Consider the following 26,262-nt stretch of genomic DNA (forward strand, 5'->3'; position numbering starts at 1 on the left):
TTTCTTGGATGACACCCGCGTTTGACCGGGCGCGCGAAGTACCGCTCGCTCAGATGCCTGCGGCCACCGCACCGAATCCGTCCCCCAGCTTGAGGGCAACGATCTCGCGCCCGTGGCGCATGGCCTGCCTGGCGAGGCTCGCGTCTTTGCCGACGCGCAGCAAGGCAGGCAGTTGCAACGGATTGACGGCGAGCGAGCGCAGCACGCCGAAAATATCGGTAGAGCCGTCGCTGCGAAGTCCGGCGAGCGCCGCCGGGGGAAGCGAACGCTCCGCCGGGTCGATCACCACGCGGGCGGCAACGAACGGCAGCCCGTGCGCCTGCGCCACTCGCGCCACGATATGCGACTCCATATCTGCCGCCGCCGCCCCGCTCTCGCGGAACAACTTGGCTTTGTCACCGGCGGTCACCACGGGCGCGCTCACACCGGCCAGATCGGCACGTAAGGCGCCCGGCATGGCGCGGCGCAGCGCATCCGCCCAGCCAATCGCCGAGACATACTCACGCGCCTGCTGAGGCATATCCAGCACCTGCTGAGGCATATCCAGCACCTTGTGCGCAATGACCCACTGACCGGGCTTCACGCCGGGAATCAGGCCGCCGGCCGTACCGAAGCTCACCAGGCCGCGCGCACCGCCCTGTGCCATTGCGGCCTCGAGGTCTGCTGCGAGCGTATTGTTCTGCGCGCAGACCACGAGCACGCCGTCACCGCGCGCAATGCGGGCTTCGAAGGGCATGCCGGTCACAACGATGATGGGCGGTGTCATGGCGTTCGCGTCTTACATGCCGCAGGGCACGGGGCAATCGTTGCGCACCGTCAGATTCCGGTAGCGCGCGAGCGCCCACAGCGGGAAGAACTTGCGATAGCCGTGATAACGCAGATAGAACACGCGCGGGAAGCCTGTCGCCGTGTAGCGTTCCTCGTCCCACAGCCCGTCTTCGTTCTGGGTATTGAGCAGATAGTCGACACCGCGCTTGACCGCCGGATCGTTCGCCTTGCCTGCCGCCATCAGGCCGAGCAATGCCCATGCCGTCTGCGACGCGGTGCTCGGTGCTGCCTCATAGCCCTTGTAGTCGAGTTTGTAACTATCGCCGTCCTCGCCCCAGCCGCCATCGGCGTTCTGGATCGAGAGGAGCCACTGCGCCGAACGGGCCAGCGCCGGATGCTCCGGCGGCAAACCCGCCGCCTGCAAACCGCACATGGCCGACCACGTGCCGTACACGAAATTCATGCCCCAGCGGCCGTACCAGCTACCGTCGGCTTCCTGATCGTCGAGGATGTACTTCAACGCCAGGTCGGCAGACGCCTTGCGCGCCGGCGACGACGGTAATTGCGCCAGCATCGACAGACAACGCGCCGAGACGTCCACCGTCGGCGGATCGAGCAACGCACCGTGATCCGAGAACGGGATGTTGTTCAGATACAGATGGGTGTTCTCGGGCTCGAACGCGCCCCAGCCACCGTTGCCGCTCTGCATGCCGATCACCCACTCCGTGCCGCGATCGATGGCATGGCGCATCGGACGCGTGCTCGCATCGACCTTGTCGTTCTCGAAGGTGCCCGCGAGCTTCTCGTAGCGATCCATCGCCATGGCGACCACCGCGGTGTCGTCCACGTCCGGGTAATGGGGGTTGGCGAACTGGAAGGCCCAGCCGCCCGGCCGCACATTTGGACGACGCGAGATCCAGTCGCCCCGCACGTCCAGAATCTGAAGCGGGATGAGCCACTCGAGCCCCTTGCCGGCCAGTTCGATGGCGCGCTTGTCGCCGGTTTCGAGCAACGCGTGCGCCGAGAGCGCGGTGTCCCACACCGGCGACAGACACGGCTGCACGTAAGTCTCATGATCGGCCGGCGTCACCAGCTTTTCGACCGACTTGCGGGCAATCGCACGGCTCGGATGATCTTCCGGATAGCCGAGCACGTCGTACATCATGACCGCGTTCGCCATCGCCGGATAAATCGCGCCAAGGCCGTCTTCGCCGTTCAAACGCGCTTCGACGAAATCGACGGCGCGCTTGATCGACTTCTCGCGCAGCGTCTTCGGAAAGTACGGATCGAGCGCACGCAGCACGTGATCGACACCCGAGAAGAACGTGAACCAGAAACGGCTCTGATGCGGGGCGCGCTTCGGCGGCCCCACGTCTTTGGGGTTGCCGATGAACAGTTCGTCGATGCCGATCCCCTTCGGATTGCGCGCGAGCGGACGCTTGGCCTGCAACACGAGCAGCGGCACGATCACGGTGCGCGCCCAGTACGACACCTTCGACAAATGGAAGGGGAACCACTGCGGCAGCAGCATGATCTCGACGGGCATCATCGGTACCGCACGCCAGGGGAGTACGCCATACAGCGCCAGCAGAATGCGAGTGAAGACGTTCGAATTCTGCGCGCCGCCACGCGAGAGGATGGCCTCGCGTGCCCGCACCATGTGCGGGGCGTCGATCGGCTCACCGATCATCTTGAGCGCGAAGTACGCCTTCACACTGGCGCTCATGTCGAACTTGCCATTGTGAAACAGCGGCCAGCCGCCATGTTCGCCCTGAATACGACGCAGGTAGGCGGCGATCTTCGCTTCGAGTTCGGCGTCGACCTTCTCACCCAGATGGTGACGAAGCAGCACATATTCGGCCGGAATGGTCGAGTCGGCTTCCAGTTCGAACAGCCAGTGACCGTCTTCCTGTTGCAGGTCGAGCAACGCCGTGATCGAGCGGTCGATTCCCGTCTCGAGAGTTTGCGTGGCCATTGCCGTGCTCACCTTCTTGGCAAGCTCCGTATGCAGCTTCAGATCCACGGCCGTGGCGGTGGCCGTGCGTCGCGCTTCCTTTTCGGAAGCATCGCGTATCGTATCCATGGCGTTCTTGCCTACTCAAAGGCGTATGAGCGGCGCGTGGCACGCGCCGGTTAAACATTCACTCTTGCGATTGCGCCGGGTTCTTCTGCCCGGCTGGCGCATAAGACGATACCGCAGGGCTCAAGCCGGACGCAGCGTGTCGGCCGCCCGGTTGCCGCTGCGCAGCGCACCTTCGATGGTCGCGGGCAGCCCCGTGGCCGTCCAGTCGCCGGCCAGCACGAGATTGCGCCAGCGTGTCTGCGTGCCTGGGCGACGCTTGTCCTGCGCCGGTGTCGCTGCGAACGTGGCGCGCTTCTCGCGCACCAACTGCCACACCGGCATCGGCGTGGACGGCACCTGACAGGCGCGTGCGACTTCTTCCCAAATGCGAAGCGCGAGCGATTCCCGCGATTCGTCGAGCAAATGGTCCGCACCGCTGATCGTGACCGACAGTCGGCCGTCGAACGCGAAGATCCAGTCGCTCACACCGTTCACCACGCCGATCATCGGCGGGCAGCCCGGCGGCGGCGGCACCTGAAAGTGCGCGTTGACGATCGCCCGGTATTCATCCGGTGTGGTCAGTTCCGGCACCAACGCAGCCGCCACGTTCGGCGGTACGGCGAGCACTACGGCATCGTCGGCCGCCAGCGTTTGCGGTCCGTCGCAAAAATCGATCGATTCGACACGGCTGCCGTCCGGCGCATAGCCTAACGCGCGCACGCGGTGCTGCATCATCACGCGCGCGCCCTTCGCATCCAGGTAGGCGAGCGCGGGCGTGACGAACGACACGTCCAGACCGTCGCTAGCAATCAGCGGATGACAAGCCTTGCCGCCGGCCGCGAGCGTCTCGCGAATGACGGCGGCGGCCATCTGCGCCGAGCCTTCCGCCGGATCGGCGTTGAGCACAGCGAGAAACAACGGGTGAATCAACCGCTTGTACAGCGTGGGCGGGCAATTCATGGCGTCCGTCATCGTCGCGTCGGGCCCTGCGCGCAGCAGCGGTGCGAGCGATAGATAGTCAGACCATTTCGTGCCCGGCACGCGAGCACCTTTATCAAAAATCCACCACGGCAGGCGCCCTTCCGACAGACGCACTGTCCAGCGCGCATCGCTATCGAGGTCGATGAACGCGAACTCGGCGCGATCGGGGCCGCTCAGCGTGTGCTCGGAACCGATGGTGCGCGTGAATTCGCGCATCGTCGTATTGCCCGAGAGCACCAGATGATTGCCGTTATCGATCACGGCATTCAACTGCCGGTCGAAATACGAGCGGCAACGTCCGCCCGCCTGCGGCGCGGCCTCATGCAGCACAACAGGCACACCTCGCGTGGCGAGCCTTACCGCGGCGGCCAGCCCTGCAAGGCCGGCGCCGATGACGTGAACCGTGCCCGCCATCAGAAGACCATCTGCCGCAGCAGCATCAGAATGAGGCGCCAGCGCGGCACACGCACGCGCTCGCGAGGCACGGCAAAACCGCGTGCGACGAGCTTGTCGAGAATCGCCCCGTAGGCCTTGGCCATCACGGCGGGTGCGACGACCATGCGACGCGGATGCCGCACCATGATCGCCCGCGCCCTTGCATAGTGCTCGCGCGCGCGTGTCACGAGCGGCGCGCAGGCACGGTCGAGCTTGGCAGCCACGACCATCTCGGGGGTCACGCCCACGAGACCGGCGTCGGCCAGCGTTTCACGCGGCAGATAGACCCGGCCGATGCCGGCATCTTCGTCGATATCACGCAGAATATTCGTCAATTGCAAGGCACGGCCGAGGTGATAAGACAGGTCGATGCCATCTTGCTCAGGCATGCCGAACACCTTGACCGACAAGCGTCCGACGGCGCTCGCCACGCGATCGCAATACAGATCGAGCGTGGCGAGATCGGGCGCGACGATGGGGCCGCAGGCGTCCATTTCCATGCCTTCGATGACGGCAAGGAAGTCTTCGTGCTTCAGGCCGAATTGCTTGACCACTCGGGCGAGTTTCACGAGCGACGGCGCGGGGCGGCCGTCGTACAGATCGGCCAGATCGCGCCGCCAGACGGCCAGACGCGACATACGGCTCGCCGACGTGTCTTCGCCGTCGTCGGCAATGTCGTCCACGGCGCGGCAAAAGGCGTAGATCTCGAACATGCCTTCGCGTTGCGCAGGCGGCAGGATACGCATGGCAGCGTAAAAACTGCTGCCCGACGCCACACGTGCGCTGCTTTGCTCAGGCGAAATATCGATGGGTTCGGCGACGCTCACGAGGCTCCTCGTCGTGCAGGGGAACAGGGTGACACCACGGAAAAAACTCTGGAGATTCTTGCAAGGAGGGAAGTATACCGGGGATTGGCGCGACTTTCCCGCCAGAATTTGCAACGATAGCATAGAATCTTGGGGCACTCAGCGCAGCCGCGTTGCCCCAATTGCCTCACCAGCCCGATGACTTCCGACGCCAAGATCGAGCATTACGAGAACTTCCCGGTCGCCAGTATCCTGCTGCCGCGCGAGATGCGCGCGCCGGTCGGCGTGATCTACAACTTTGCCCGCACCGCCGACGACATTGCCGACGAGGGCGATGCGACCAACGCCGAGCGGCACGCCGGCCTCGCCGCCTATCAGGCCGAACTCGACAAGATCGCCGCCGGACAGCCGACATCTCCCGACAAGCCGCTGTTCGCCGCCCTGGCGCGCGTCATCGCCGAGCATCGCCTCGCCGTTCAGCCCTTCTCCGACCTGCTCTCGGCGTTCGATCAGGATATCGAGGTCAAGCGCTACGCCACCTTTGCCGACTTGCGCGACTACACCCGGCGTTCTGCCGACCCGGTCGGGCGCATCATGCTCGGTCTGTTCAAGCTCGACACGCCCGAGAACGTCGCTCGCTCCGACGATATCTGCTCCGCCCTGCAACTCATCAACTTCTGGCAGGACGTGGCAGTCGACTGGCGCAAGGCGCGCGTCTATCTGCCGCAGGGCGACATGGCCCGCTTCGGCGTGACCGACGCCGATATCGGCGCGCAGACGTTCGACGACCGCTGGCGCGCGCTCATGCGTTACGAGGTCGACTTCGCGCGTCAGATGATGCTGCGCGGCGCACCGCTCGCCAACCGGGTGCCGGGGCGCTTTGGGCTCGAACTATGCTGCGTGGTGCATGGCGGCTTGCGCATTCTCGACATGATCGAAGCGGCCAACTACGACGTCTTCCGCCACCGCCCGCAACTGGGAAAATCCGACGGACTGCGCGTGTTCTTGCGCGGCCTCGGTATGAAACTGAGCGGCACACCGCCCAAGGCACGCGCCAACTGAAACCGTTCCGCCCTGTCGCGGCCCTCAGCCGCGCGGGGTTCGGCGCACCGTGGCACCACCGATTGCCTCGCTTCTGGCGCTTCTCCGGCTTGCACAGGTGTCCTAACGTGACGGGATAGCGCGTCCCGCCTGTCGCGGCACGCCCATCTGCAACCTACGGGAGCCCGTGCGCGTGAACCTGCCTGCCAGTCTCCAACGTCTTGCCTCGAATCGTTCCCCCGTGCGCTCGCACGCCGGTGTGCTCTTTACCATCGTCATCGTGGCGTGGGGCGTGAACTGGCCGGTGAGCAAGGCATTGCTCCTGCATGTCTCTCCATGGTGGAGCGCGGCACTGCGCTCGGTCGTCGGCATGACGACGCTCTTCGTCATCTGCGCCCTCACCCGGCGTCTCGTGCTGCCGCGCCGGGGCGATCTGCCCGTCATCCTGAGCGTGGGCTTGTTGCACATGACGGTGTTCTCGCTGCTCGTCGCGTTGAGTCTTCAATACGTCAGCGCGGGACGCTCCGCCGTGCTCGCCTACACCACGCCCCTCTGGGTGATGCCAGCCGCACGCGTGTGGCTGGGCGAAGCGCTCACACCGCGCCGTGCGCTCGGACTCGCGTGCGGCCTGTTGGGTCTGGCCGTGATGTTCAACCCGCTCGCATTCGACTGGCACGACCGTCAGGCCGTGTTCGGCAACGCGCTGGTGCTGGCGGCGGCCTTCGCCTGGGCGGTGGCCATCGTCCACGCGCGAGCGCACCGCTGGGTCAACGGTCCGTTCGAACTCAGCCCGTGGCAGTTGCTGCTCGCCAGCGGTGTGATGTGCGCGCTCGCGCTCGTGGTCGACGGCGCGCCGCATATCAGCGGCTGGCGCGGGTTCTCGGGATTGCTCGCCTACGGCGGGGTGATCGGCGGCGGCATTGCCTATTGGCTTGCCGGCGTAGTCACGCGTCGGTTGCCGGCGGGCGTCACTTCGCTCGGATTGCTCGGCGTGCCGGTCGTCGGTACGCTGGCCTCGGCCCTCATCCTGCGCGAGTCGCTGGGATGGGACGTCTGGCTTGCCCTCGCCCTGATCGTCGGCGGCATCGCGCTCGGCACGGCGACGGGCACTGCGACGTCATGCCGCACGGACGCCACCGCCTGAGCCCCCCTGCGCTTGACCCATCGCAAGAACCGTTTGCCCGGCAGGTGCCAGACTGCCTTCTCGCGCGCGCAACGCCATCTCGGCGCCTTTGCGCGAGCGAGCCAACATCGACGAACGGAACTGACATGAACGAGCAATGGTTGACGCTGGCCGGCCGCCGGCTGGTGCCGGTGGTGCAAGGCGGCATGGGAATCGGCATCTCCGCGCACCGGCTGGCGGGCACAGTCGCGCGGCACAACGGCATGGGCACGATCGCGAGCATCGATCTGCGTCACCATCACCCCGACCTGCTCGCCCAAGTCGAAGGCACGCGGGACAAGGCGGCCATCGAGGCCGTCAATCTGATCGCGCTGGATCGCGAAGTCCGCGCCGCCAAGGCAATTGCCGACGGCAACGGGCTGGTGGCGGTCAACGTCATGAAAGCGGTGAGCGCGCACGCGTCGCTGGTGCGCCAGGCGTGCGAGAGCGGTGCGGACGCCATCGTCATGGGCGCGGGACTGCCGCTCGATCTGCCCGAACTCGCGGCCGAGCATCCGCACGTCGCCCTCATTCCGATTCTGTCGGACTCACGCGGCGTGAGTCTGGTACTGCGCAAGTGGATGAAGAAGGGACGCCTGCCGGACGCCATCGTCATCGAGCATCCGGCGCATGCGGGCGGGCATCTCGGCGCATCGCGCATCGAGGATCTGGGCGACGCGCGCTTCTCGTTCGACCGCGTGCTCGCGGAGTGCCGCGAGATCTATGCCGCACTCGGCATCGACTGGGACAGCGTGCCGCTGATCGTGGCGGGCGGCATCCATCGTCACGAGCAGGTCCTGCATTGGCTCGACAAGGGTGCGGCCGGCGTACAGTTGGGGACGGCATTTGCCGTCACGGAGGAATCGGACGCCCATCCGGCCTTCAAGGAAGTGCTCGCTCGCGCCCGCCCCGAAGACATTGCCGAATTTACCAGCGTGGCCGGACTGCCTGCGCGCGCGGTGCTCACACCGTGGCTCAAGAAATATCTGTCGCGCGAGACGGCCTTGCAGGCCAAGGCGAAGGTGCGGCAATGTCTGGAAGGGTTCGATTGCTTGCAGGCCTGCGGGTTTCGCGACGGCGTGGCGCGCATCGGGCAGTTCTGCATCGATCTGAAGCTTGCACAGGCGGTGCGTGGCGACGTGGCGCGCGGACTCTTCTTCCGAGGCCGCGACCCGCTGCCGTTTGGCGATCGCATACGTCCTGTGGCCGATCTCATGCGCTACCTGCTCACGGGCGAGCGGCCGGACGAGGGGAACACGGCAACAACAGCGACAACGGCGTAATCCGGCTCACTTTGTCGATGGTATGGACGGTGTGTCCACGGTGGCGTCCGGCGATGCGTCTGGCGCACGGGTGCCGTCCGGCGGGCTCGTGCCCCCTTCTCCTCTCGCGCCGCCATTCGCCGGTCGAAAAACGCGGCCAGCGCCGGATCGTTCACTTTGAGATCGAACTGAAAATCGTCGACGGCGTTGAAATAGCCGTCGCACAAATCGGCCTTCTCGGCCTCGGTCGATTGATCGTCGATACTGCGCGAGTACACGACGAACTGACGCTCGACGAGCATGGGCAACTGCGTGCGCAACAGGTCATCGAAACGCTCGCGTGCCTGCGCGTCGGTGTAAGCGGCCTGCAATTCGGCACGCACGCGCCGGCCCTCGGCGAGATAGTCACGGTGACGCGCCTGCCACGCGCGCAACGCCGCGTTGCCATGCACTCGGGTCGGCTCTCCGTAGAGGCCGCATTTCTGCACCAGCCGCTCCAGCACCAGCCCCACGCCTTCGGGTGAGGCAATCGCCGCACCCATCAGTTCGGCGTCATTCCGGTATTGAGGCGGTTGCGCGGGCGCGGGCGCCGTCCACACGAAGCCCGCGCCCGCCATGGCACAGGCGACGAGGCGTCGCAATGCGTTGCCACGTAGCATCGTTCCAGCTCAAAGGGATGGCGTGCTCGGACGGCTACGCTCTTGGAGATATCGCATCGGCCACGACGTCGATGGCAGCATCTTAGCCCAAGTGAAGGCAAGACGTGCCACCGCCTTCCGCGCGGCCCGGCCATCAGGCCGACGTCGCGGCCGGGCAGGCCTCGGGCCCGAGTTTGGCGACCATGTAACGAACGAAATCGTCGAGCTTCGACGACACGAAGCGTCCGGCAAGATGCACGAGGTGCATGGGCTCGCTTAGTTGCACATCGGCCTCGAGCACGCGCACCAGCCGTCCCGCTTGCACTTCAGGCGCAAGCAGATACTCCGGCAGCAGCGCAATGCCCATGCCATGTACGGCCGCCTGTAACTGGGCAAGCGGATTGTGGGCGATGAGCCGGGCGTCGCGAACCGTGCCGCCACTCGCCCCGGCTTGCGTGAACACCCAACGGCCCAGCACGTCGTCATAGCGGAACCCGAGACAATCGTGTCCGGCCAGATCGACGGGTTGCCGGGGCACGCCGCGCCGCGCCAGATAAGCAGGCGACGCACATGCCACACGCGTCACGCCGCGCAGGGTATGCGCCACCAGCCCCGGCACGGGATTTCCGCCCGCCTGAAAGGCCGCGTGAATTCCCTCTTCCTCAAGATCGACAACGCGATCCTTGAGTGCGAGATCGAGTGCGACATCCGGATGCGATTGCAGGTACTCGGCAAAGATCGGCATGAGCAGGTGCGAGCCCACGGTTGTCGGTGCGCTCACGCGAAGCTGACCGACGGGCCGTGAAATTGCCCCTGGCATCGACGCCCCCGCGGGCCCGGCATCGCCCAGCGCATCGGCGTTCTCCACCCGCGCGAGCACTTCCGCACACTCGGCGAAGTACCGCTGGCCCAACGCCGTCGGCACCTGGCGCCGCCCGTTACGCCGCAGCAGCGGCTGCCCGAGGCGCGCCTCGAGCACCTGTACGTGACGCGCGGCGGTGACTGCCGACATGCCACAGGCCGCCGCGCCGGCGGACAAACTGCCGGCGCGCACGACCTGTACGAACACCTCCATGCATTTGAGGCGATCCATGATCAATCGCGCAGCTTTGCCCGTTCGATGGACATGTGCGTGGGCATCATGTTGGTATTGGCGTTATGCATCACCCAGAGCGAGCCGGCGACGATGATGGCGATCAATCCTGCGGTACACAGGAAGATGGCCGAGTTCTGACGCTGGCTGCGCTTCGCGCCGATGTGCAGGAAGTACACGAGCTGCACGATCAGTTGCGCCACACACAGCACGACGATGCTCGCCAATCCCATGCCCGCCGGCACCAGCTTGAGCATGACCGCACCGAACGACGCGAACGTGAGCACCAGCGAAAGGAAGAAGCCGATGACGTAATCGCGCAGGTGACTTTGCGAGGCATACGCCGCATGATCGTGGACTTGAGCGCGCGTCATACGAACTCCCGCAGATAGACGAAGGTGAAGACACAGATCCAGACGAGGTCCAGAAAGTGCCAGAACAAGCTCAGGCATTGCAGGCGGCGGCGCACCACGGCGTCGAAGCCGAAGCGCCCGATCTGGTGGATCATCACGACGAGCCACAGCAGACCGCACGTGACGTGCAGGCCGTGTGTGCCCACGAGCGTGAAAAACGCCGACAGGAATGCGCTGCGTCCCGGCCCGGCGCCTTCGTGGAGCAATGCCGAGAATTCGTAGATTTCCATGGAGACGAACGCCGCGCCGAGCGCGAACGTCACCCACAGCCAGCGCTGGACGATGGCCTCGTTACCCGGGCGCATGGACAGCGACGCGAGGCCGAACGTGAAGCTGGAGAGCAGCAGCAGCATGGTCTCGCCGAGCACGAACGGCAGCTCGAACAACTCGCGGCCGGTCGGCCCGCCGGCGGTGTTCTGCACAAGCACGCCGAACGTGGCGAACAGCACGCAGAAGATGAGACAGTCGCTCATCAGGTAGATCCAGAAACCAAGCGTCGTGGTGGCGCCGGTGTCGTGATGACCGTGAGCGTGATCGTCGGACGGCGCGTTGGCGCCGTGCCCGTGATGAGGATGAAGGGATGCCGAGGACATCAGGCGGCCTTTTGCAGGGATTGACGCGCAGGAAGCGCTGCACGCAGGTCGGCAAAGCGGGCGTTTTCGATACGCTCCACTTCGGCCGCCGGCACGTAGTAATCGACGTCGCGGTCGTAGGTACGCCACAGGAAGACGGCAAGCGTGGCGACGAGGCTCGCACCGGCGAGCCACCAGATGTGCCACACGAGCGCGAAGCACATGACACCGCTGAACACCGAGACGAGGAAACCGGTGCCGGTGTTGCGCGGCATATGGATGTCTTCGTATTGCTTGGGCTCACGCCATGCGAGGCCGCGCGCTTTGTCGTCCCAATGCTGCTCGAGCGAGTCGATGTGCGGCACGTGCGCGAAGTTGTAGAACGGCGCCGGCGACGACGTTGCCCACTCCAGGCTGCGGGCGTCCCACGGATCGCCCGTCAGGTCGCGGTTGGCGTTGCGGTCGCGAATGCTCACGGCCAGTTGCACGATGAACGCCAGAATACCCAGTCCGATCACCGCCGCGCCCACGGCGGCCACGATCAGGTACGGCTGCCAGTCGGGTTGCACGTAGTGGTTCATGCGGCGTGTCATGCCCTTGAAGCCCAGCACGTACAGCGGCATGAAGGCCAGATAGAAGCCCACCAGCCAGCAGGTGAACGAGATCTTGCCCCAGCGTTCGTTAAGCGTGAAGCCGAACACTTTCGGGAACCAGAACGTAATCCCCGCGAGGCACCCGAAGACGACGCCGCCGATGATGACGTTGTGGAAGTGCGCCACGAGGAACAGCGAGTTGTGCAGCACGAAGTCGGCCCCCGGCACGGCGAGCAGCACGCCGGTCATGCCGCCGATGGCGAACGTCACCATGAATCCGATGGTCCAGAGCGTGGACGAGTGGTATCGGATACGGCCCTGATACATGGTGAACAGCCAGTTGAACAGCTTCACGCCGGTCGGAATCGAGATGATGGTGGTCATGATCCCGAAGAACGCGTTGACGTTGGCCCCGGAGCCCATGGTGAAGAAGTGGTGCAGCCACACGAAGAACGACAAAATGCCGATGGACGAGGTGGCGTAGACCATGGACTTGTAGCCGAACAGGGGCTTGCGCGAGAACGCGGCGATGATTTCGGAGAACGCGCCGAACGCCGGCAAGATCAGGATGTACACCTCGGGGTGACCCCATATCCAGATGAGGTTCACGTACATCATGGCGTTGCCGCCCAGTTCGTTGGTGAAGAAGTGCATGCCCAGGTAGCGGTCGGCGGTGAGCAGCGCGAGCGTGGCGGTCAGCACCGGGAACACGGCGACGATGAGGATGTTGGTGATCAGCGCCGTCCAGGTGAACACGGGCATCTTCATCAGGTTCATGCCGGGCGCACGCATGCGCAGGATGGTGACGATGAAGTTGATGCCGGTCAGCGTGGTGCCGAGCCCCGATATCTGTAGCGACCAGATGTAGTAGTCCACCCCGACGGTCGGGCTGTACCCCAGTTCGGACAGCGGCGGATACGCGACCCAGCCGGTGGCGGCAAAATCGCCCACGAACATGGACATCATGACGAGCACGGCGCCCATGGCGGCGAGCCAGAACGACAGGGAGTTCACGAACGGGAAGGCGACGTCGCGCGCACCGATTTGCAGCGGCACGATCACGTTCATCAAGCCAAGCACGAGCGGCGTGGCCACGAAGAAGATCATGATGACGCCATGCGCCGTGAAGATCTGGTCGTAGTGATGCGGCGGCAGATAGCCCGCCTCTCCTCCGGCGGCAACCGCCTGTTGCGCGCGCATCATGATGGCGTCGGCAAAGCCGCGCAGCAGCATGACCAGCGCGAGCACGATGTACATCACGCCAATACGCTTGTGGTCGACTGAGGTGATCCACTCTTTCCAGAGGTAGCCCCATTTCCGGTAGTACGTGATGGCGCCCAGAAGCGCCGCGCCACCCATCAGCACCACGGCAAGCGTGCCCATGATGATGGGCTCGTGCAGCGGAATGGCGTCGAGATCGAGTTTTCCAAACATGACTTACTCCGTGAACGCGCGCGGCGCAGCAGGTGGCACACCGGCTTCGCGCTCGGGACGCTGCGCGAGAAGCGCGCGGCGATCCAGTGGGCCGAGTTGGCCGTCCACACGGCAATTGGCGGCGGCGATGATGTCGTCGAGGGCACTGCCCGCGACACGCATGCCTTGAGAGGTGCCGTCCATGGGCCCCATGTATTTGCCGACGATGGCGTCGAACAGCCCCGGCATGACGTTGGCGTAAATCGCGACGGGCGCACCGGTGCCCGGCTGTTCGAGCTTGACGTAGGTCGGTGCGTCAAGCGCGTCGGGCACGGCCTGCGCTTCCCTGACCCATTTGTCGAAGTCACCGCGCGAAGTCACATGCGCCTTGAAGTGCATGTCCGAAAAGCCCGCCCCGCTGTAGGCGGACGACATCCCGGCATACGTGCCGGTCTGGTTGGCGATCAGGTGCAGCTTGGTCTGCATGCCCGACATGGCGTAGACCATGCTCCCAAGCTGCGGGATGAAGAAGGCGTTCATCAACGACTCGGCCGTGAGCTTGAACTCGACGGGCGTGTCGACCGGCAACACGAGCTTATTGACGGTGGCGACGTGGTAGTCCGGATAGATGAAGAGCCACTTCCAGTTGAGCGCCACGACTTCGACTCGCACGGGCGGCTTGTCAGACGCAACGGGCTCTATGGCACGGTACGGGTCGAGCTTGTGAGTCGTCTCCCAGATCATCACGGCAAGCGCGACGACGATGACGACGGGGATACTCCACACGACCACTTCGATCTTGGTCGAGTGCGCCCATTTGGGCGAGTAGGTCGCAGCGGTGTTGGTCTCGCGATAGCGCCAGAAGAACACGAGCGTGAGCACGATCACCGGAATCACGACAAGCAGCATGACACCCATGGCGATCAGGATCAGATGCTTTTCCTGCTCCCCGACACTGCCCTTCGGGTCAAGCAGCTCCAGCGTGCAACCGCTCATGGACACCACCGCCATCGCCGCCGCAACCCGCGCACACCACATGCGCCAACGCGCGACAGGTGTCGTGTCTGCCCTTCCCCTCTCGGTGGGCAAGACGTTATGCATGGACATTTAAAGCCTCTATGTATGGATACACAATTTGCGTGACGAATGCTACGCATATACATATTCCATACATCGCGACATAATGACGCAGGCCGGTACTTCGTAGTTTTGCTTTTTTCTTTTGGCTCTTTTGGCTCTTTTGAGCTTGTTTTTTTGCTTGGCTGAAAAACCACCTTTTTCACCACGCTCAGGTACTGATTACCCCAGCGGCACCAGACCGGAGACCCCCTTCCGATACTCAAACAGTGACCCAACTCGTCTCGGAAGGGGGTCCCCGGTCCGGCCTGTTACGCCCCCCCCCCCCCCCGGTTCCCCTCTCCTTCTTTCTCCGTTTCTTAAAAACGCCACGTTGCCGACACCGACCCCGCCACGTCCGCACTCCCCGCCTTGTACAGGTTGCTCGACACCGCCGCACCAAACACAACGCGCTGCGCCAACCGATACGACACCCCCGCCTGCAACCCAAGGCTGTCTCTACCCACTACCTCACTACGCGTTGTGAACGCCGCGCCCGGATATCCCGCGAAGTACGCACTCTGTGTCACTGCACCACCCGTCAACTCATGATTCCACGTGGCCTGCATACTCGCCGTCAACGCATTGCCAGAAATCATCGGCAATTCGAAACGCACTTCACCTCCAAGACGACTCCGCAGCGAATTGAACGTCTTGCCGTTAACATGCAAACGCACACCGTCAGCATTGCCTTCGGTAAGACTCGGTCGATATAGCGCCGTGTAGTCGAGCGCCGCAATCGGCCCCGCACTCGTCGTGCCACTCAACTGCCAACGCCAACCACCACCCACGGTGGCCGACGCCGTCGCTCCCGTCCACGTCCCCCTCGGCGCCGCCGAATACCCGTTCACCGCAATCGAACGATCCACCCGGCCATCCTCAACCCCCACCCGCGCCGACGCAAACGCATGCGGCCCAGCATTCAAGTCCGGCGCATACCTCGCATGCACACCGACATCGAGCGCCGTAGTCTTTCCAGAGCCAGGCGTCCGACCGTCCAGACGCGTCGACTGACCACTGATGGCACCATGCGCGCCCAACGCCCAGTCGCGCCCCTCACCCGCCACCCTCTCAACGCCAAACACCACGCCGTAGGTATTGCCGCTCGCACCCGCCATGTCTCCAGCGCTTCCGCGCCAATATCCACTGCCGAAAGGCATCGCGAACGCACGCCAGTTGCCCTTGAGCGCGCCCTCACTCACCCCCTTCACGCCATCGGCGCCAACAGCCGCCGCAACCATGTCGGTAATCTGACGCTCACGCAACAAACCACCCGTGTACATGGCGCCATACGCGGCCGGAGTGAGTTGCGGCAACGCCCTGGCAATGCCGCTGCCGTCCGCCGCAGAAAAGTCGAGCGCCGCCACCAACGGCTGCAGGTCCGCACCGGCACCGCCCGCGATCTTGTCGAGCGCCAATCCGACCCCCTGGCTATTGCCGTCGACACCGTATCGGGAATATGCACTCGCCGCGCGTGTGATAGCCACGCGGTAGGTGTTGTTGCCCAACGACGTGGCACTGGCGTTCAGCGTCGGTGATGCCAGCAAGGCCGTTACGCTGGCAAAGGCACCCGTGATGCTCGACGCATTGAGCCACTGGTTCGATGTGACGCTGAAACCGCTCGCGTACCAACCGCGCTGCGGCGCAATCGCCAGCGTGCCGTCCAGAGTGGCATTGCCGGAGACGACCAGTTTGCTGAAAGTGCCGTCGGCCGCGAGCGAGCTCAGCAAGCGGCCCGTGCTCGCTTGTGTGTAGTCTCCGCCCACACTGATGAAACCGCCAGCCAGCAACGGCGCGACCGTGCCCGCGTTGACGAAGCGCCCAGCAGCATCGAGTTGATAGCGACTGTTGCCGGTAAGCGTCGCACCATTGGCCACATTCACGTCGTAGACCGTGTGATCGCCGTTGATCTGTGTGGTGCCACCAACCATCGACAGCGACAGATTGCCGCCGACGATGTTGCCGTCGAAGCGCAGGTTGAAGGCCGCATCCGGTTGCAAGGTGGCGCGGCCGTTTGCATCCGGCGTCAAACCGAATTTGAGTTGCGTCAGCCGTAGCGCACCGCTGCTGTCGCGCTGCGAATAGAACGACAGAATGTCGCCATAGAGCGCCGCCCCGCGCATGATGTTGATCTGCCCGACATAACCGCTCTCGGACATGTAGAGCGAAGCGTATTTGCCCGCGAGCCGGCCCGTGACGTCGACTTGCGATACCAATGGCCCGTTGATTTCGTCGGGCAACGGCAGCGGATTGTTCTGCTCCTGGCGGATGTACGAGCCCCGATATTCGAAATCCTGACCGTCGCCGAGAGGGTTGTAGCCAAAGTCGAAGCTCGCCGCGATGCCATGCTCGCCCATTGCCTGGACGTCGCCACGCTGCACAAAGGTGTGATTCTTGCCGTAGGTGAACATCACGCCACGCCCATAGGCACCGTCGGCATACACGCGCGTTCCGGGAAGCACGACGACAGTATTCCCCACACCGTCAACGCGAATGCCCGCGCCACCGGGCCCCGCGCTCAACAGATCGGCCAGTTGCGAGACGTTGTTGTAGCTGCCGTAGATGTGTAACCCCAGGCCTTGCGTGGCGGTGTTGTAGACGTTCGGCAAGTATGCCGTGCCGTCGGCGTTGCGGCCGAAGTACGGCCTGTCGTTAACGATGGTCAGCCCGTCGTTGTATATCGAGCGGCCGAAGAAGTTGCGACGATCGATGTTGTAGCCAAGGTCCTGAAGCGCCGCCAGTTCGGCCTCCATGAACCCGGTGTAATTGCGATACTGCTGGTGACTCATCAAGCTGTTTTTCAACTCGATGTGCGACATGAACGGAAGGTCGGCCGCGTTGCTATCGAGTCCCGTCGTAACCACGGGAATTCCCTTCATCGCGCCCGCCAGCACTTCGCTCACGTGGTCGCCGGCGAAGTATCCCCCCTCCGAACTGACGTCGAACGGATTGGCCGACGGGGTATTCACGCAAACCGGACAATGGATGACTTGTCCCGGCTGGGCCGGATTGCCTTTGCTGTCGCGCAAGTGGGAAGTCCAGACGTCGAGCTGCTGCGGGAAAGACGCAGCGTACGGCGCCCCGCCTGCGTAATTCATCACGATATTCGTGCCGATACCCAGGTTATGCGCCACCTCATGAAAGATCACCGCAGGCAGATCGGCCTGCCGATTGAGCGGTATCTGCGATGGAATGTACGGCGCCGGCGAGAAATTCATGTCGGTAATGGTGATTTCTCCATGCGCCTTGAAGAAAGAAGGCGCCGGAGCCTCGCCTTTGAGCAGCGCTGAAACCACCAGTGTGTCGACGCCGTTACCGTCAGCACCAAACGGGCTGTCGGCATGGGTGCCGCCGGTCTTCGACAGGCCGATGTTGAGAACCGCAGGCACCTGCCCCTGCGGAAACCTGAGAATTTCGCCCCAGTAGCGCAATGCAGCCACTGTCTGCGCCCTTTGGATTGCCGAAATGGTGTCGCTCGACGGCACGCCCAGCCCCGTGGTTTCCGAGTATCGATAATCGCCAAAGGACGGCGTCACGAAGCGCGCATCGATGAACGGCACCCCGTTTCCGTCGGTGATGTGCTCGATATCGTCGGCTTCTGCCACTGGCGACATCATCATGCAAAGCGCCGCAAACGCGACGCCAGTCATACGAATCGTCATCATTCAGTACTCCATACACATTTTCGTATTTCGTAATGATTTGTAATACGAAGCGCATGGTACGGAGTGCTCGATGGAGTGTCACTGCGATTTATACGGGGTTTGGGCAGAACCACCCGCAAACCATTGTTAAACAAGGATTTTTTTGTTTTTCACACTGCAATTTCACAGGAAATCGGTCCGGCTTGTATTAATCACAGTTTCGCCAGGGTGGGGCTGTGACGATACTTCACTCACCGACTGACGCAACACAGCGGCAGCCGAAACCCGGAACCCGGACCCTTCAAGGAGAAACGACATGCCCGCCATCATCGCCTACGGCTTTCCCTCACTCCTCGGCCTCGTGGGCGTCATCGCCCCGATCTTCGGCTGAGCCGCCCCTCACCCCGACCAGAACCCGGAGAACGACATCATGAGCCACCTCTTCGACTTCATCGACAGCCTGCTGACCAACGAAACGTGCGTCGAAACCGGTATGCAGTGCGCCGTGACCATCGGCCACTTTTTTGCCTACTGATACGCGGCACGATCGCCGCCCCCCAGATCAAGGAGAAACAATATGCCCGCTGCCCTCTATTGCGCCGCCACGGAACTGTTCGAGAAATTCGGCCACCTTCTTCCTTTCAATCTCTGAATCACCCTGATTGCCACGAAGAAAGGACCGCCCCAAGCGGTCCTTTCTTCGTTATGCAACACGGTGAACCCATCGCGCATAACCGATATGCCACCAACGCGGAAATTAAGAAGAACTTCGTCGTCCGGCAATTTTTTAGTACGATTTCGGCATTCACATACAAAAATCGGGGCCAGAGGGATGTCATCTCCCACCAAAGTATTCTGCATCGAGGACGATCATGATTCAGCCGACCTGATTCGCGAAGACCTGACGGATCGGGGCTACGTCGTCAAGGTGGCGCACGACTTTACGACGGCACTGGCGACGCTGGCGTCGTTCATGCCGGACGTCATCCTGTGCGACATCAATGTGCCGGGCATGACCGGATTCGAGTTTCTGGAAAGCGCCCGCAGCATCATCCAGGGCGAACGCAAGATTCCCTTCATCTTCCTCACGGGCAACGCCGACAAGGCGTCGATCATGCGCGGGCATAGCACCGGCGCCGACGAATACATGCTCAAGCCGGTCGACTTCGACGTGCTCGACACTGTCATCCGCAAGTACACCGAGCACGACGAAACGCCGGATGACGCGCCGCTGCCGTTCGGCCTGACGAAACGGGAAGTGGAAGTGCTGCAATGGTCGGCACGCGGCAAGACGTCCGCCGAAATCTCGATCATCCTCGATCTGGGCAAACGCACGGTGGACTTCCATATCGATAACGCCCGCGAGAAGCTCAATGTCGCCACGCGCACGGAAGCCGTGGTACGCGCCGCGCTGCTCAACATCATCCAGCTTTGATCGCATCAGACTCTCTTTCCGCGACGGATCGCCCGCATGGCTAAAGCGTCTTCATCACCCAACAAGCAACTCCCGATCCGGCGCAGGATGTATTTACTGCTCGCCCTCAGCCTCATCGCCATGGTCGCGGTGGGCGTTGTGGTGCACCGCGAAGTCGATGCATCCCAGCGCCGCGCCATCGAGGCCGAACGCACGCAGATAGAACACCTCAGCGTGCTTGAGGAACTCAACGATTACATCTCGGACTTTCGCACCGTAGAATCCGAAGCCCTCGCCCCGATGTCGCCCAAAGCGCTCGCCGATACCCGCGCCGCCGCCGCCGAGTTCGACGACAAGATCAAAACGGCCTCGGAGCGCTATCAGAAGGTGCTGGTGCACGACGAATTCCGTCTGGCATTCTCGAAATTCCAGACGCAGTGGGCTCAGTATCGGCGCGCTTCGAATCAGGTGTTCCAGCTCGCCCAGAGCGGCAAGCTGAACGACGCCGCCAAGCTCTATCGCGGTGAGTCGAACAACAAGTACACGCAGGCGAATAGCACCTTCGGTTCGCTGGTGTTTCGCAGCACCGAAGCCCTCATCAAGGAAGTCGAAGCCAAGAACAAGGCGGCTCGCAACCGTCTCCTGCAAATCGACGGCCTCATCGCCGCGATGATTATTTTGACGCTGCTCTGCCTGGTCTACGTGGACACGGCCATCCTCAAACCGCTCACGCGCCTGATCCGGATGTCGGGCAACGCGGTGTCGGGTAAGGAAAAGCTGCGACTGCCCTGGCTTGCGCGCGGTGACGAAATCGGCACGCTGTCGCGCTCGCTCGCCAAGTTCCAGGAAAGTACGTCGTCGCTGGTGCGCAATCAGAAGCTCGCGACAGCCAAGAACACGATCCTGCAACGCGCACTGGCCAACGAGGAACGCCTCAACAACTTCCAGAAGACCTTCCGGTCGATGGCCACGCACGAGTTCCGCACGCTGCTCAATGTGATCGACGGCCACGCGCAACGCCTGCTGAGCCCGCGTAACGAGGAAACGGATTCGAGTCCGCGCTATACGAAGATTCGCGAAGCCGTCGCCAAGCTCAACCATCTGATTCAGAACTGGCTGGATGCCGCGCAAAGCGCATCGCTCGACGACCCAAAGTTCGGCAAACGCGCCGAGTTGTCGCTCGTTGCTCTGCTCGAAGACGTGCGCGGTGTCGGCTCGGATATGTTCCCGAACGCGACGATTACGGTGCAAGCCCCCCCAGGTCTCGACAGTCGCATGATCGGCGACAGCAACGTGCTGTTCCACGCGTTCATCAACCTGATCAGCAATGCCACCAAGTACACGATGGTGGCGCCCGCGATCGATATCGGCGTGTCCGATACGGGCAGGGCCTTGTGCGTCGTCTTGCGCGACAACGGCACGGGCATTCCGGAGGACGAACTCAGGGAAATCTTCCAGATGTCGTTCCGCTCACGCAGCAACGCGGTGCTGGAGGACGGCTCGGGCGTAGGCCTCGCGGTGGTCCACGCCGCCATCGAATTCCATAAGGGAACCATCGATGTGACGAGTCAGGTCGGTGTTGGCACCACGTTCACGATCACGCTGCCGAAATCGCTGGGCACCAGCGAACCCGCCGCCTGATAGCTTCAGACATCGACGACGCCAGAAAGCAAACAGGCCGGCATTGCCGGCCTGTTTGCTTTCCTGCCGCCTCGTGGGGCGCCGTCCCGATCAGGCGGGCGGAACAACCTCCGAGGTGTTGTCGGAACCGCCCAGCGCCTTGTAGAGCGCCATGCGATTGTTCAGCCGGTTCAGCCGCACCTGCGCATCTGCGGCCTGTGCGTCGCGCAGGCTCTTTTGCTGATCGAGCCAGGGCTGAATGTCGATGGCGCCGGCCAGATAGCGCGAACGCAAAAGGGCTTCCGCGCGCTGCGCCTGCGCCAGCGACAGCGCACGCTGCTCCCCTTCCCTCGCCAGTTGCTCTCGCGCCGAGAGCGCATTCTCGACTTCGCTCAAGGCCGTGAAGAGGCTCTTGCGGAAGGTCACAGCGGCTTCGTCAAACTGTGTCTGCGACACTTTGATCTGCAATTGCATGGTGTTCCACTGGATAAACGGCAGCGCCAGTCCCAGCCCCAACGTCCCAAACGGATTGGCCAGCACGCGCTCGAGCGACGAACTTGACGTCCCGAGCGTTCCCGTCAGCGTGAACGTCGGATAGAAGCTCGTCCGCGCCACGTCGACGTTAGCGAGCATCTCTCGCAGCCGCAGTTCCGCGGCGCGCAAATCGGGCCGTCGACTCAGCAGCTCCGCAGGCAGCCCCTCCGGCACGGCAGGCAACGCCTGCGTGGGCAGCGCCGACGGCTCCGCAGCGGCTTGCTGCGGCGGACGGTCAAACAGAATCGCCAGTGCGTTACGGTTCTCGGTACGCTGTTGCAACAGCGTCGTGAGCGTCGCTCGCTGATCCGACAGCGCCTGCTCGGCTTGCGCCACATCCAGCGAAGAGACCGCCCCTGCGGCATAACGCGAACGAACCAACGCCAAAACACGTTCGCTGTACGCGATGTTGCTCTCGGCGTAAGCGATCACCTGATTGAAATAGCCAATCTGCCAGTAGTACTGCGCCGTCTGACTGATCACCGCCAGACGCGCCGCCTCCCGGTCAGCCTCGGTGGCTTCGAACTCCCAGCGGGCGGAATCTCGCTGTGCCGCCAGTTTGCCCCACAGATCCAGCTCGTAGTTCGCCGTCGCCGTCAGACCGCTGGTCCGTGTCACGAAGTGGTTGTCCAGTCTGCGCGACACACTCCCCTGGCCCTGTACCGTCACGCCGGGAGTGAGATTGGTATCCGCCAGACCGGCTTGCAACTGCGCGCGATAGGCCCGGATACCCGCCGCAGCGAGATCGTTGTTGACGGCCAGCGCGTCGGCGATCAGGCGGTCGAGCACCGGGTCGCCGAACGCGCGCCAGAAATCGGGGGCTATCGTGCCGACGGGGGCGGCGGGAGCCGCCGCTGCGGTAGCGGACGCAACCGGCGCACCGGTCCACTGCGCCGGAACCGGCACCGCCGGCAGCGGCTCATGGCGCACACCCGCGCACCCGGCCAGCAACGTGGCCGCGCTCGCCAGTGCGAGCACCGTACGGGTCAGCGTCGGAATACGAATCGTAGGAATGACTTGGGTCATCGGGCAGTACCTCAATCGCGTGCCAGTGCTTCGACCGGGTCCAGCCGCGCCGCATTGCGCGCAGGCATGAAGCCGAACACAACGCCGATGAGCGTCGAACACAGGAAAGCCGTTACAACGGAGCCCATCGAAAACACCATTTTCCATTGGGCAACGAACAGCGAGAAGATGAAACTTGTGCCAAACGACAGCGCAATGCCGATGGCGCCCCCCATCAGACACACCATCACCGCCTCAACCAGAAACTGCTGCATGATGTCGCTCTGCCGCGCGCCCACCGCCATGCGGATACCGATTTCCCGCGTGCGCTCGGTGACCGACACGATCATGATGTTCATCACGCCAATCCCGCCCACGACGAGCGAAATCACCGCAATCAACGAAAGCAACAGCGTGAGCGACTGACTCGTCTTCTCGACGGTCTTCACCACGCTGTCCATGTTGTAGGTGAAGAAGTCCTTGCGCCCGTGACGCTGCGTCATGAGCGATTCCAGACTCTTCTCCGCCGCTTTGCTCGGCTGCCCCTCTCGCACCCGCACCGTAATGCTGTCGACGTTGCGCTGCCCGAACAACCGGCCAGCCGCCGTGGTGTACGGCACCCAGATGTTCAGACTCTTCATGTCGCCGAAAGCGCTCTTCTTCTCGGCCGTCACGCCGATCACCACGCACGGCAGGTTGCCGACGAAGATCACCTCGCCCAGCGGGTTCGGGTTCGCGCCAAACAACTTGCGGCGCGTGTTCTGGTCGATCACCGCGACCTGCGCCTGACGGCGCACCTCGTCCGGCCCGAAGGCGATGCCCTGGGCAATCTTCATGCCGCGCACCTGAAAGAAGTGCTCCCCTACACCGGTCACCATCGCGCTCGCGTCAATGTTGCGATACCGCAGCAGCAAGCTGCGCGCGGTCTCCGGTGTCGCGCTGTCGACATAAACCTGCTCGGACAGCGCGCTCACGTCTTCCGGCACGAGCGTCTGAATCGTGGCGGCGCGATTGTCGCCCCAGTCCTTGCCGGGATAGATGTTGATCGTGTTCGTGCCGATGCTGCCGATCTCGGCGAGCATGTAGCGCTTCGCCCCCTCGCCAATCGCGACGATCGAGACGACAGACGTAATCCCGATGATGATCCCGAGCATCGTCAGAAACGTGCGCAGACGGTGCGACACCAGCGCGATCCACGCCATGCGGAACGCTTCGGCAAAGCGGTCGATGCCTCCTGCCCAGCGGCGCGGCGGCAACGCCCCGCCATGGCTGGCGTCCGCGGCGGCAGGATCGGTCGAACGTGCGACGGGCGCGGCAGGCGTGCGGATGGCAACGACACCACTGTCGCCACCATCGCCATCGGCGGCAGCCACCGGCATCGCTTCTGGCACATCGGCCACCGGTGTATTCGTCCGGTCGTCCACCACCTCGCCGTCACGAATCTCGATGATGCGGCGGGCGTGCGCGGCAACGTTCTCGTCGTGGGTCACGATGATGACCGTGTGTCCGAGCGCGTTGAGTTCCTTGAGAATGCGGATGACTTCCTTGCCGCTGCGCGTATCGAGGGCGCCGGTCGGTTCGTCGGCCAGAATGACTTCGCCGCCGTTCATCAGCGCCCGCGCAATACTCACGCGCTGCTGCTGACCGCCCGACAACTGGCTCGGCCGATGGCCGGTACGGTCGGCGAGCCCCAGCCGTTCGAGCAACTGCACCGAACGCGCACGACGCACCGCGTGGGGCGTGCCGGTGTAGACCGACGGCATCTCGACGTTGGCGGCGGCGTCCAGATGCGGCAACAGGTGGTAGCGCTGGAAGATGAAACCGAAGTGCTCGCGACGCAATTGGGCCAGCGCGTCGGCGTCGAGATCGCGCGTCTCGCGTCCCGCCACGCGGTAGTTGCCCTCGCTCGGGTGATCGAGACATCCGAGAATGTTCATCAGCGTCGACTTGCCCGAGCCCGACGCGCCCATGATGGCGACGATCTCGCCCGCCGCGATGGTGAGATTCACGTCGCGCAGCACGACGACATCGCGATCCCCCGACGGAAAGCGCCGGGTGACACCCGTCAGCTCAAGCATGGGGGGCGAACTTGCGTTCAGGGGAGATTGGGCCATGGCGCTCGACATCTTTCACTTCCCTTACCGACCTGCGTTGGCCGAAGTGTCGGCGGCCGACACGGAGTCGCTCGCCTCGCCGATCACCACGCGCTCGCCCGCCGCGAGCCCCTCGCGCACTTCGACCTGCACGTTGTTGTTCAGGCCAATGACGACCTGACGCGTCACGGCTTTGCCGTCGCCGCCCAACACGCGGACCTCGTAGCGCTGGGCGCCGGCTTTCTTGCCGAGCGCCGCCACGGGAATGCTCAACGCCTGCTTGGCGGTGCCGAGCAGCACGTTCACCTGAGCCGTCATCGAAATGCGCAGGCGGTGATCCGCGTTCGGCACTTCGAACAGTGCGTTGTAAAAGACGGCCGTATTGTTGCGCGTGGCACCACCACCAAGCGTACTCTGCGTATCGAGAAAGTTCTGCGGTGCAGGTTCGATCGCGCGCAGCTTGCCGTAGTAGCGCTTGTCGGGATCGCCGAGGATCGTGAAATACGCCGTCTGCCCGGGCGCCACGCGGATGACGTCGGCCTCCGAGACCTGCGCCTTCACGGTGATCGTGTCCAGATCGGCGAGCTTCAGAATCACCGGTGCCTGCTGCTGCGCGATCACGGTCTGGCCTTCCTGCGTAACGATCGCAACGACCTCACCGTCGATAGGTGCGTCGATACGCGTGTAGCCGACGTTGGCCCTGGCCGACTCGATGGCCACACCGGCCTTGCGCAGTTGGGCGTCGAGGCCCGCGAGCGTGGCGCGCTGAGAGTCGAGTGCGGCCTGCGCCGACTCGAAATCCTGACGCGAGGTCGAATCGTCGGGCAGCATCTGCCGCTGACGGGCGAACGCCAGTTCCGCCTGCTTGAGCTGCGCGATGGTGGAGCGCTTTTGCGCCTGGAGGTTCTGCTCGTCGGCCTCGGCCTGCCGCAGACTGTTCTGTGCCAGCACCGGGTCGATCTGCGCGAGCCATTGTCCCTTCCTGACCTTATCGCCAAGCTTGACTTTGAGCGACTTCAACTGCCCGGAGACCTGCGCGCCGACGTCGACCTGCTGGAACGCCTGGAGCGTGCCGGTGGCGAGGACGGTGTTTTCGATATCGCTGCGCTCGACCTTGGCGCTGATGTACTGCGGCGGCTTGGGAGTCGCGAGACTGCGCAGACCGAGCGCCACGAGAACAACGAGCACGACGAGGCTGGCGACAAGATAACGTCGGCGGCGAATGAACTGGATCATGGAACGAAGTGGGGGGTCAAAGAAGCACGTCGAAAAATACGCTGCGCAAAATCCGTTGCCACCAACTGGCAGGTCGCTCTGCCGATACCACGCACCGGCAGATCACCGCCCCGAGGCACCGTTCGGGGCACGAAAAGTTGAGAGTTTAAGGCGTTTGGCAACGTTGGAGACCATCCGTCCCAACGACCGCAGCAAAGATAATCCGCCAACGACGACAACGAACAGACTGTGAACCTGAAAGAGGACTCGCATCAACGGGTGCCGACGAAAGGGAACACGGCCACCAGACCCTCGAGGAGGTTGGAAAGCAGACCGGGAATGTAGGGCATGACGGACTCCTCGATAATTGGCAAAGGCCACT

The 26,262-nt window shown here is 63.5% G+C and carries 19 protein-coding genes; 5 read left to right on the forward strand and 14 right to left on the reverse strand.

Annotation, left to right across the window (positions count from 1 at the left end):
* Window positions 1-49 precede the first annotated feature (49 nt).
* From C266_RS25410 to hpnD, 4 genes are all read right to left on the reverse strand, one after another.
* The gene (locus C266_RS25410) at window positions 50-766 is read right to left on the reverse strand and encodes a phosphorylase (protein WP_010805318.1); all 717 of its coding nucleotides are present in this window, start codon (window positions 764-766) and stop codon (window positions 50-52) included.
* A gap of 12 nt (window positions 767-778) precedes the next feature.
* The gene (gene shc / locus C266_RS25415) at window positions 779-2,743 is read right to left on the reverse strand and encodes a squalene--hopene cyclase (protein WP_051126571.1); all 1,965 of its coding nucleotides are present in this window, start codon (window positions 2,741-2,743) and stop codon (window positions 779-781) included.
* Window positions 2,744-2,971: 228 nt separating this feature from the next.
* Window positions 2,972-4,225, reverse strand: a complete 1,254-nt coding sequence (gene hpnE, locus C266_RS25420) for a hydroxysqualene dehydroxylase HpnE (protein ID WP_010805320.1) — start codon at window positions 4,223-4,225, stop codon at window positions 2,972-2,974.
* Complete coding sequence (gene hpnD / locus C266_RS25425) at window positions 4,225-5,073, reverse strand: presqualene diphosphate synthase HpnD (protein WP_010805321.1); 849 nt, start codon at window positions 5,071-5,073, stop codon at window positions 4,225-4,227. The genes hpnE and hpnD overlap by 1 nt, the downstream gene beginning before the upstream one ends.
* A gap of 177 nt (window positions 5,074-5,250) precedes the next feature.
* Here hpnD and hpnC point away from each other — a divergent pair, with 177 nt between their 5' ends.
* The 3 genes from hpnC (at window position 5,251) to C266_RS25440 (ending at window position 8,538) form a co-directional block, all read left to right on the forward strand.
* Window positions 5,251-6,114: a squalene synthase HpnC gene (gene hpnC, locus C266_RS25430; RefSeq protein ID WP_010805322.1), complete on the forward strand. Its 864-nt coding sequence runs from the start codon at window positions 5,251-5,253 to the stop codon at window positions 6,112-6,114.
* Between the two features lie 172 nt (window positions 6,115-6,286).
* On the forward strand, window positions 6,287-7,237 hold the full coding sequence (locus C266_RS25435) for a DMT family transporter (RefSeq protein WP_246189981.1): 951 nt from the start codon (window positions 6,287-6,289) through the stop codon (window positions 7,235-7,237).
* Window positions 7,238-7,362: 125 nt separating this feature from the next.
* The gene (locus C266_RS25440) at window positions 7,363-8,538 is read left to right on the forward strand and encodes a nitronate monooxygenase family protein (protein WP_010805324.1); all 1,176 of its coding nucleotides are present in this window, start codon (window positions 7,363-7,365) and stop codon (window positions 8,536-8,538) included.
* Here C266_RS25440 and C266_RS25445 read toward each other — a convergent pair.
* From C266_RS25445 to C266_RS25475, 7 genes are all read right to left on the reverse strand, one after another.
* A complete protein-coding gene (locus C266_RS25445) occupies window positions 8,475-9,176 on the reverse strand; it encodes a hypothetical protein (protein WP_010805325.1) in 702 nt (233 codons plus the stop codon). The two genes, C266_RS25440 and C266_RS25445, sit on opposite strands and share 64 nt — an antisense overlap.
* Before the next feature lie 133 nt (window positions 9,177-9,309).
* The gene (locus C266_RS25450) at window positions 9,310-10,248 is read right to left on the reverse strand and encodes a LysR family transcriptional regulator (protein WP_010805326.1); all 939 of its coding nucleotides are present in this window, start codon (window positions 10,246-10,248) and stop codon (window positions 9,310-9,312) included.
* Between the two features lie 2 nt (window positions 10,249-10,250).
* A complete protein-coding gene (gene cyoD, locus C266_RS25455; protein WP_010805327.1) occupies window positions 10,251-10,622 on the reverse strand; it encodes a cytochrome o ubiquinol oxidase subunit IV in 372 nt (123 codons plus the stop codon).
* Window positions 10,619-11,254 (reverse strand): cytochrome o ubiquinol oxidase subunit III, encoded by a 636-nt coding sequence (gene cyoC, locus C266_RS25460; protein ID WP_010805328.1) that lies wholly within the window; start codon window positions 11,252-11,254, stop codon window positions 10,619-10,621. The genes cyoD and cyoC overlap by 4 nt, the downstream gene beginning before the upstream one ends.
* Window positions 11,254-13,260, reverse strand: coding sequence for a cytochrome o ubiquinol oxidase subunit I (cyoB, locus tag C266_RS25465; RefSeq protein WP_010805329.1), 2,007 nt, complete (start codon window positions 13,258-13,260; stop codon window positions 11,254-11,256). Before cyoB ends, cyoC begins: the two co-directional genes overlap by 1 nt.
* Window positions 13,261-13,263: 3 nt before the next feature.
* Window positions 13,264-14,277 (reverse strand): ubiquinol oxidase subunit II, encoded by a 1,014-nt coding sequence (gene cyoA, locus C266_RS25470; RefSeq protein WP_010805330.1) that lies wholly within the window; start codon window positions 14,275-14,277, stop codon window positions 13,264-13,266.
* 398 nt (window positions 14,278-14,675) lie between these two features.
* A complete protein-coding gene (locus C266_RS25475) occupies window positions 14,676-18,020 on the reverse strand; it encodes an autotransporter domain-containing protein (RefSeq protein ID WP_010805331.1) in 3,345 nt (1,114 codons plus the stop codon).
* A gap of 811 nt (window positions 18,021-18,831) precedes the next feature.
* Between C266_RS25475 and C266_RS25480 the strand changes: the two genes are divergently transcribed.
* Together C266_RS25480 and C266_RS25485 are read left to right on the forward strand one after the other, a co-directional pair.
* Window positions 18,832-19,434 (forward strand): response regulator transcription factor, encoded by a 603-nt coding sequence (locus C266_RS25480; protein ID WP_010805332.1) that lies wholly within the window; start codon window positions 18,832-18,834, stop codon window positions 19,432-19,434.
* A 36-nt stretch (window positions 19,435-19,470) separates the two neighbouring features.
* The gene (locus tag C266_RS25485) at window positions 19,471-21,054 is read left to right on the forward strand and encodes an ATP-binding protein (protein ID WP_081636418.1); all 1,584 of its coding nucleotides are present in this window, start codon (window positions 19,471-19,473) and stop codon (window positions 21,052-21,054) included.
* A 90-nt stretch (window positions 21,055-21,144) separates the two neighbouring features.
* Here the strand turns inward: C266_RS25485 and C266_RS25490 are convergent, their stop codons facing one another.
* Genes C266_RS25490 through macA form a run of 3 tightly spaced genes read right to left on the reverse strand, consistent with a single transcriptional unit; the run spans window position 21,145 to window position 25,901 of the window.
* Complete coding sequence (locus C266_RS25490) at window positions 21,145-22,581, reverse strand: efflux transporter outer membrane subunit (protein ID WP_371257195.1); 1,437 nt, start codon at window positions 22,579-22,581, stop codon at window positions 21,145-21,147.
* Between the two features lie 23 nt (window positions 22,582-22,604).
* Window positions 22,605-24,686 (reverse strand): MacB family efflux pump subunit, encoded by a 2,082-nt coding sequence (locus C266_RS25495; protein ID WP_036664592.1) that lies wholly within the window; start codon window positions 24,684-24,686, stop codon window positions 22,605-22,607.
* 24 nt (window positions 24,687-24,710) lie between these two features.
* Window positions 24,711-25,901, reverse strand: coding sequence for a macrolide transporter subunit MacA (macA, locus tag C266_RS25500; RefSeq protein WP_010805336.1), 1,191 nt, complete (start codon window positions 25,899-25,901; stop codon window positions 24,711-24,713).
* Between the last annotated feature and the right edge of the window lie 361 nt (window positions 25,902-26,262).

Origin of the sequence: Pandoraea sp. SD6-2 (genome assembly GCF_000389825.1) — a bacterium.
In the GTDB taxonomy this organism is placed as follows: domain Bacteria; phylum Pseudomonadota; class Gammaproteobacteria; order Burkholderiales; family Burkholderiaceae; genus Pandoraea; species Pandoraea communis.

What these genes read in the sequence shown, in the direction of transcription:
- C266_RS25410 (WP_010805318.1), bottom strand. Translation starts at nt 766, where the DNA reads ATGACACCGCCCATCATCGTTGTGACCGGCATGCCCTTCGAAGCCCGC.
- shc (WP_051126571.1), bottom strand. Translation starts at nt 2,743, where the DNA reads ATGGCCACGCAAACTCTCGAGACGGGAATCGACCGCTCGATCACGGCG.
- hpnE (WP_010805320.1), bottom strand. Translation starts at nt 4,225, where the DNA reads ATGGCGGGCACGGTTCACGTCATCGGCGCCGGCCTTGCAGGGCTGGCC.
- hpnC (WP_010805322.1), top strand. Translation starts at nt 5,251, where the DNA reads ATGACTTCCGACGCCAAGATCGAGCATTACGAGAACTTCCCGGTCGCC.
- C266_RS25440 (WP_010805324.1), top strand. Translation starts at nt 7,363, where the DNA reads ATGAACGAGCAATGGTTGACGCTGGCCGGCCGCCGGCTGGTGCCGGTG.
- C266_RS25445 (WP_010805325.1), bottom strand. Translation starts at nt 9,176, where the DNA reads ATGCTACGTGGCAACGCATTGCGACGCCTCGTCGCCTGTGCCATGGCG.
- C266_RS25450 (WP_010805326.1), bottom strand. Translation starts at nt 10,248, where the DNA reads ATGGATCGCCTCAAATGCATGGAGGTGTTCGTACAGGTCGTGCGCGCC.
- cyoD (WP_010805327.1), bottom strand. Translation starts at nt 10,622, where the DNA reads ATGACGCGCGCTCAAGTCCACGATCATGCGGCGTATGCCTCGCAAAGT.
- cyoC (WP_010805328.1), bottom strand. Translation starts at nt 11,254, where the DNA reads ATGTCCTCGGCATCCCTTCATCCTCATCACGGGCACGGCGCCAACGCG.
- cyoB (WP_010805329.1), bottom strand. Translation starts at nt 13,260, where the DNA reads ATGTTTGGAAAACTCGATCTCGACGCCATTCCGCTGCACGAGCCCATC.
- cyoA (WP_010805330.1), bottom strand. Translation starts at nt 14,277, where the DNA reads ATGTGGTGTGCGCGGGTTGCGGCGGCGATGGCGGTGGTGTCCATGAGC.
- C266_RS25475 (WP_010805331.1), bottom strand. Translation starts at nt 18,020, where the DNA reads ATGATGACGATTCGTATGACTGGCGTCGCGTTTGCGGCGCTTTGCATG.
- C266_RS25480 (WP_010805332.1), top strand. Translation starts at nt 18,832, where the DNA reads ATGTCATCTCCCACCAAAGTATTCTGCATCGAGGACGATCATGATTCA.
- C266_RS25485 (WP_081636418.1), top strand. Translation starts at nt 19,471, where the DNA reads ATGGCTAAAGCGTCTTCATCACCCAACAAGCAACTCCCGATCCGGCGC.
- C266_RS25495 (WP_036664592.1), bottom strand. Translation starts at nt 24,686, where the DNA reads ATGGCCCAATCTCCCCTGAACGCAAGTTCGCCCCCCATGCTTGAGCTG.
- macA (WP_010805336.1), bottom strand. Translation starts at nt 25,901, where the DNA reads ATGATCCAGTTCATTCGCCGCCGACGTTATCTTGTCGCCAGCCTCGTC.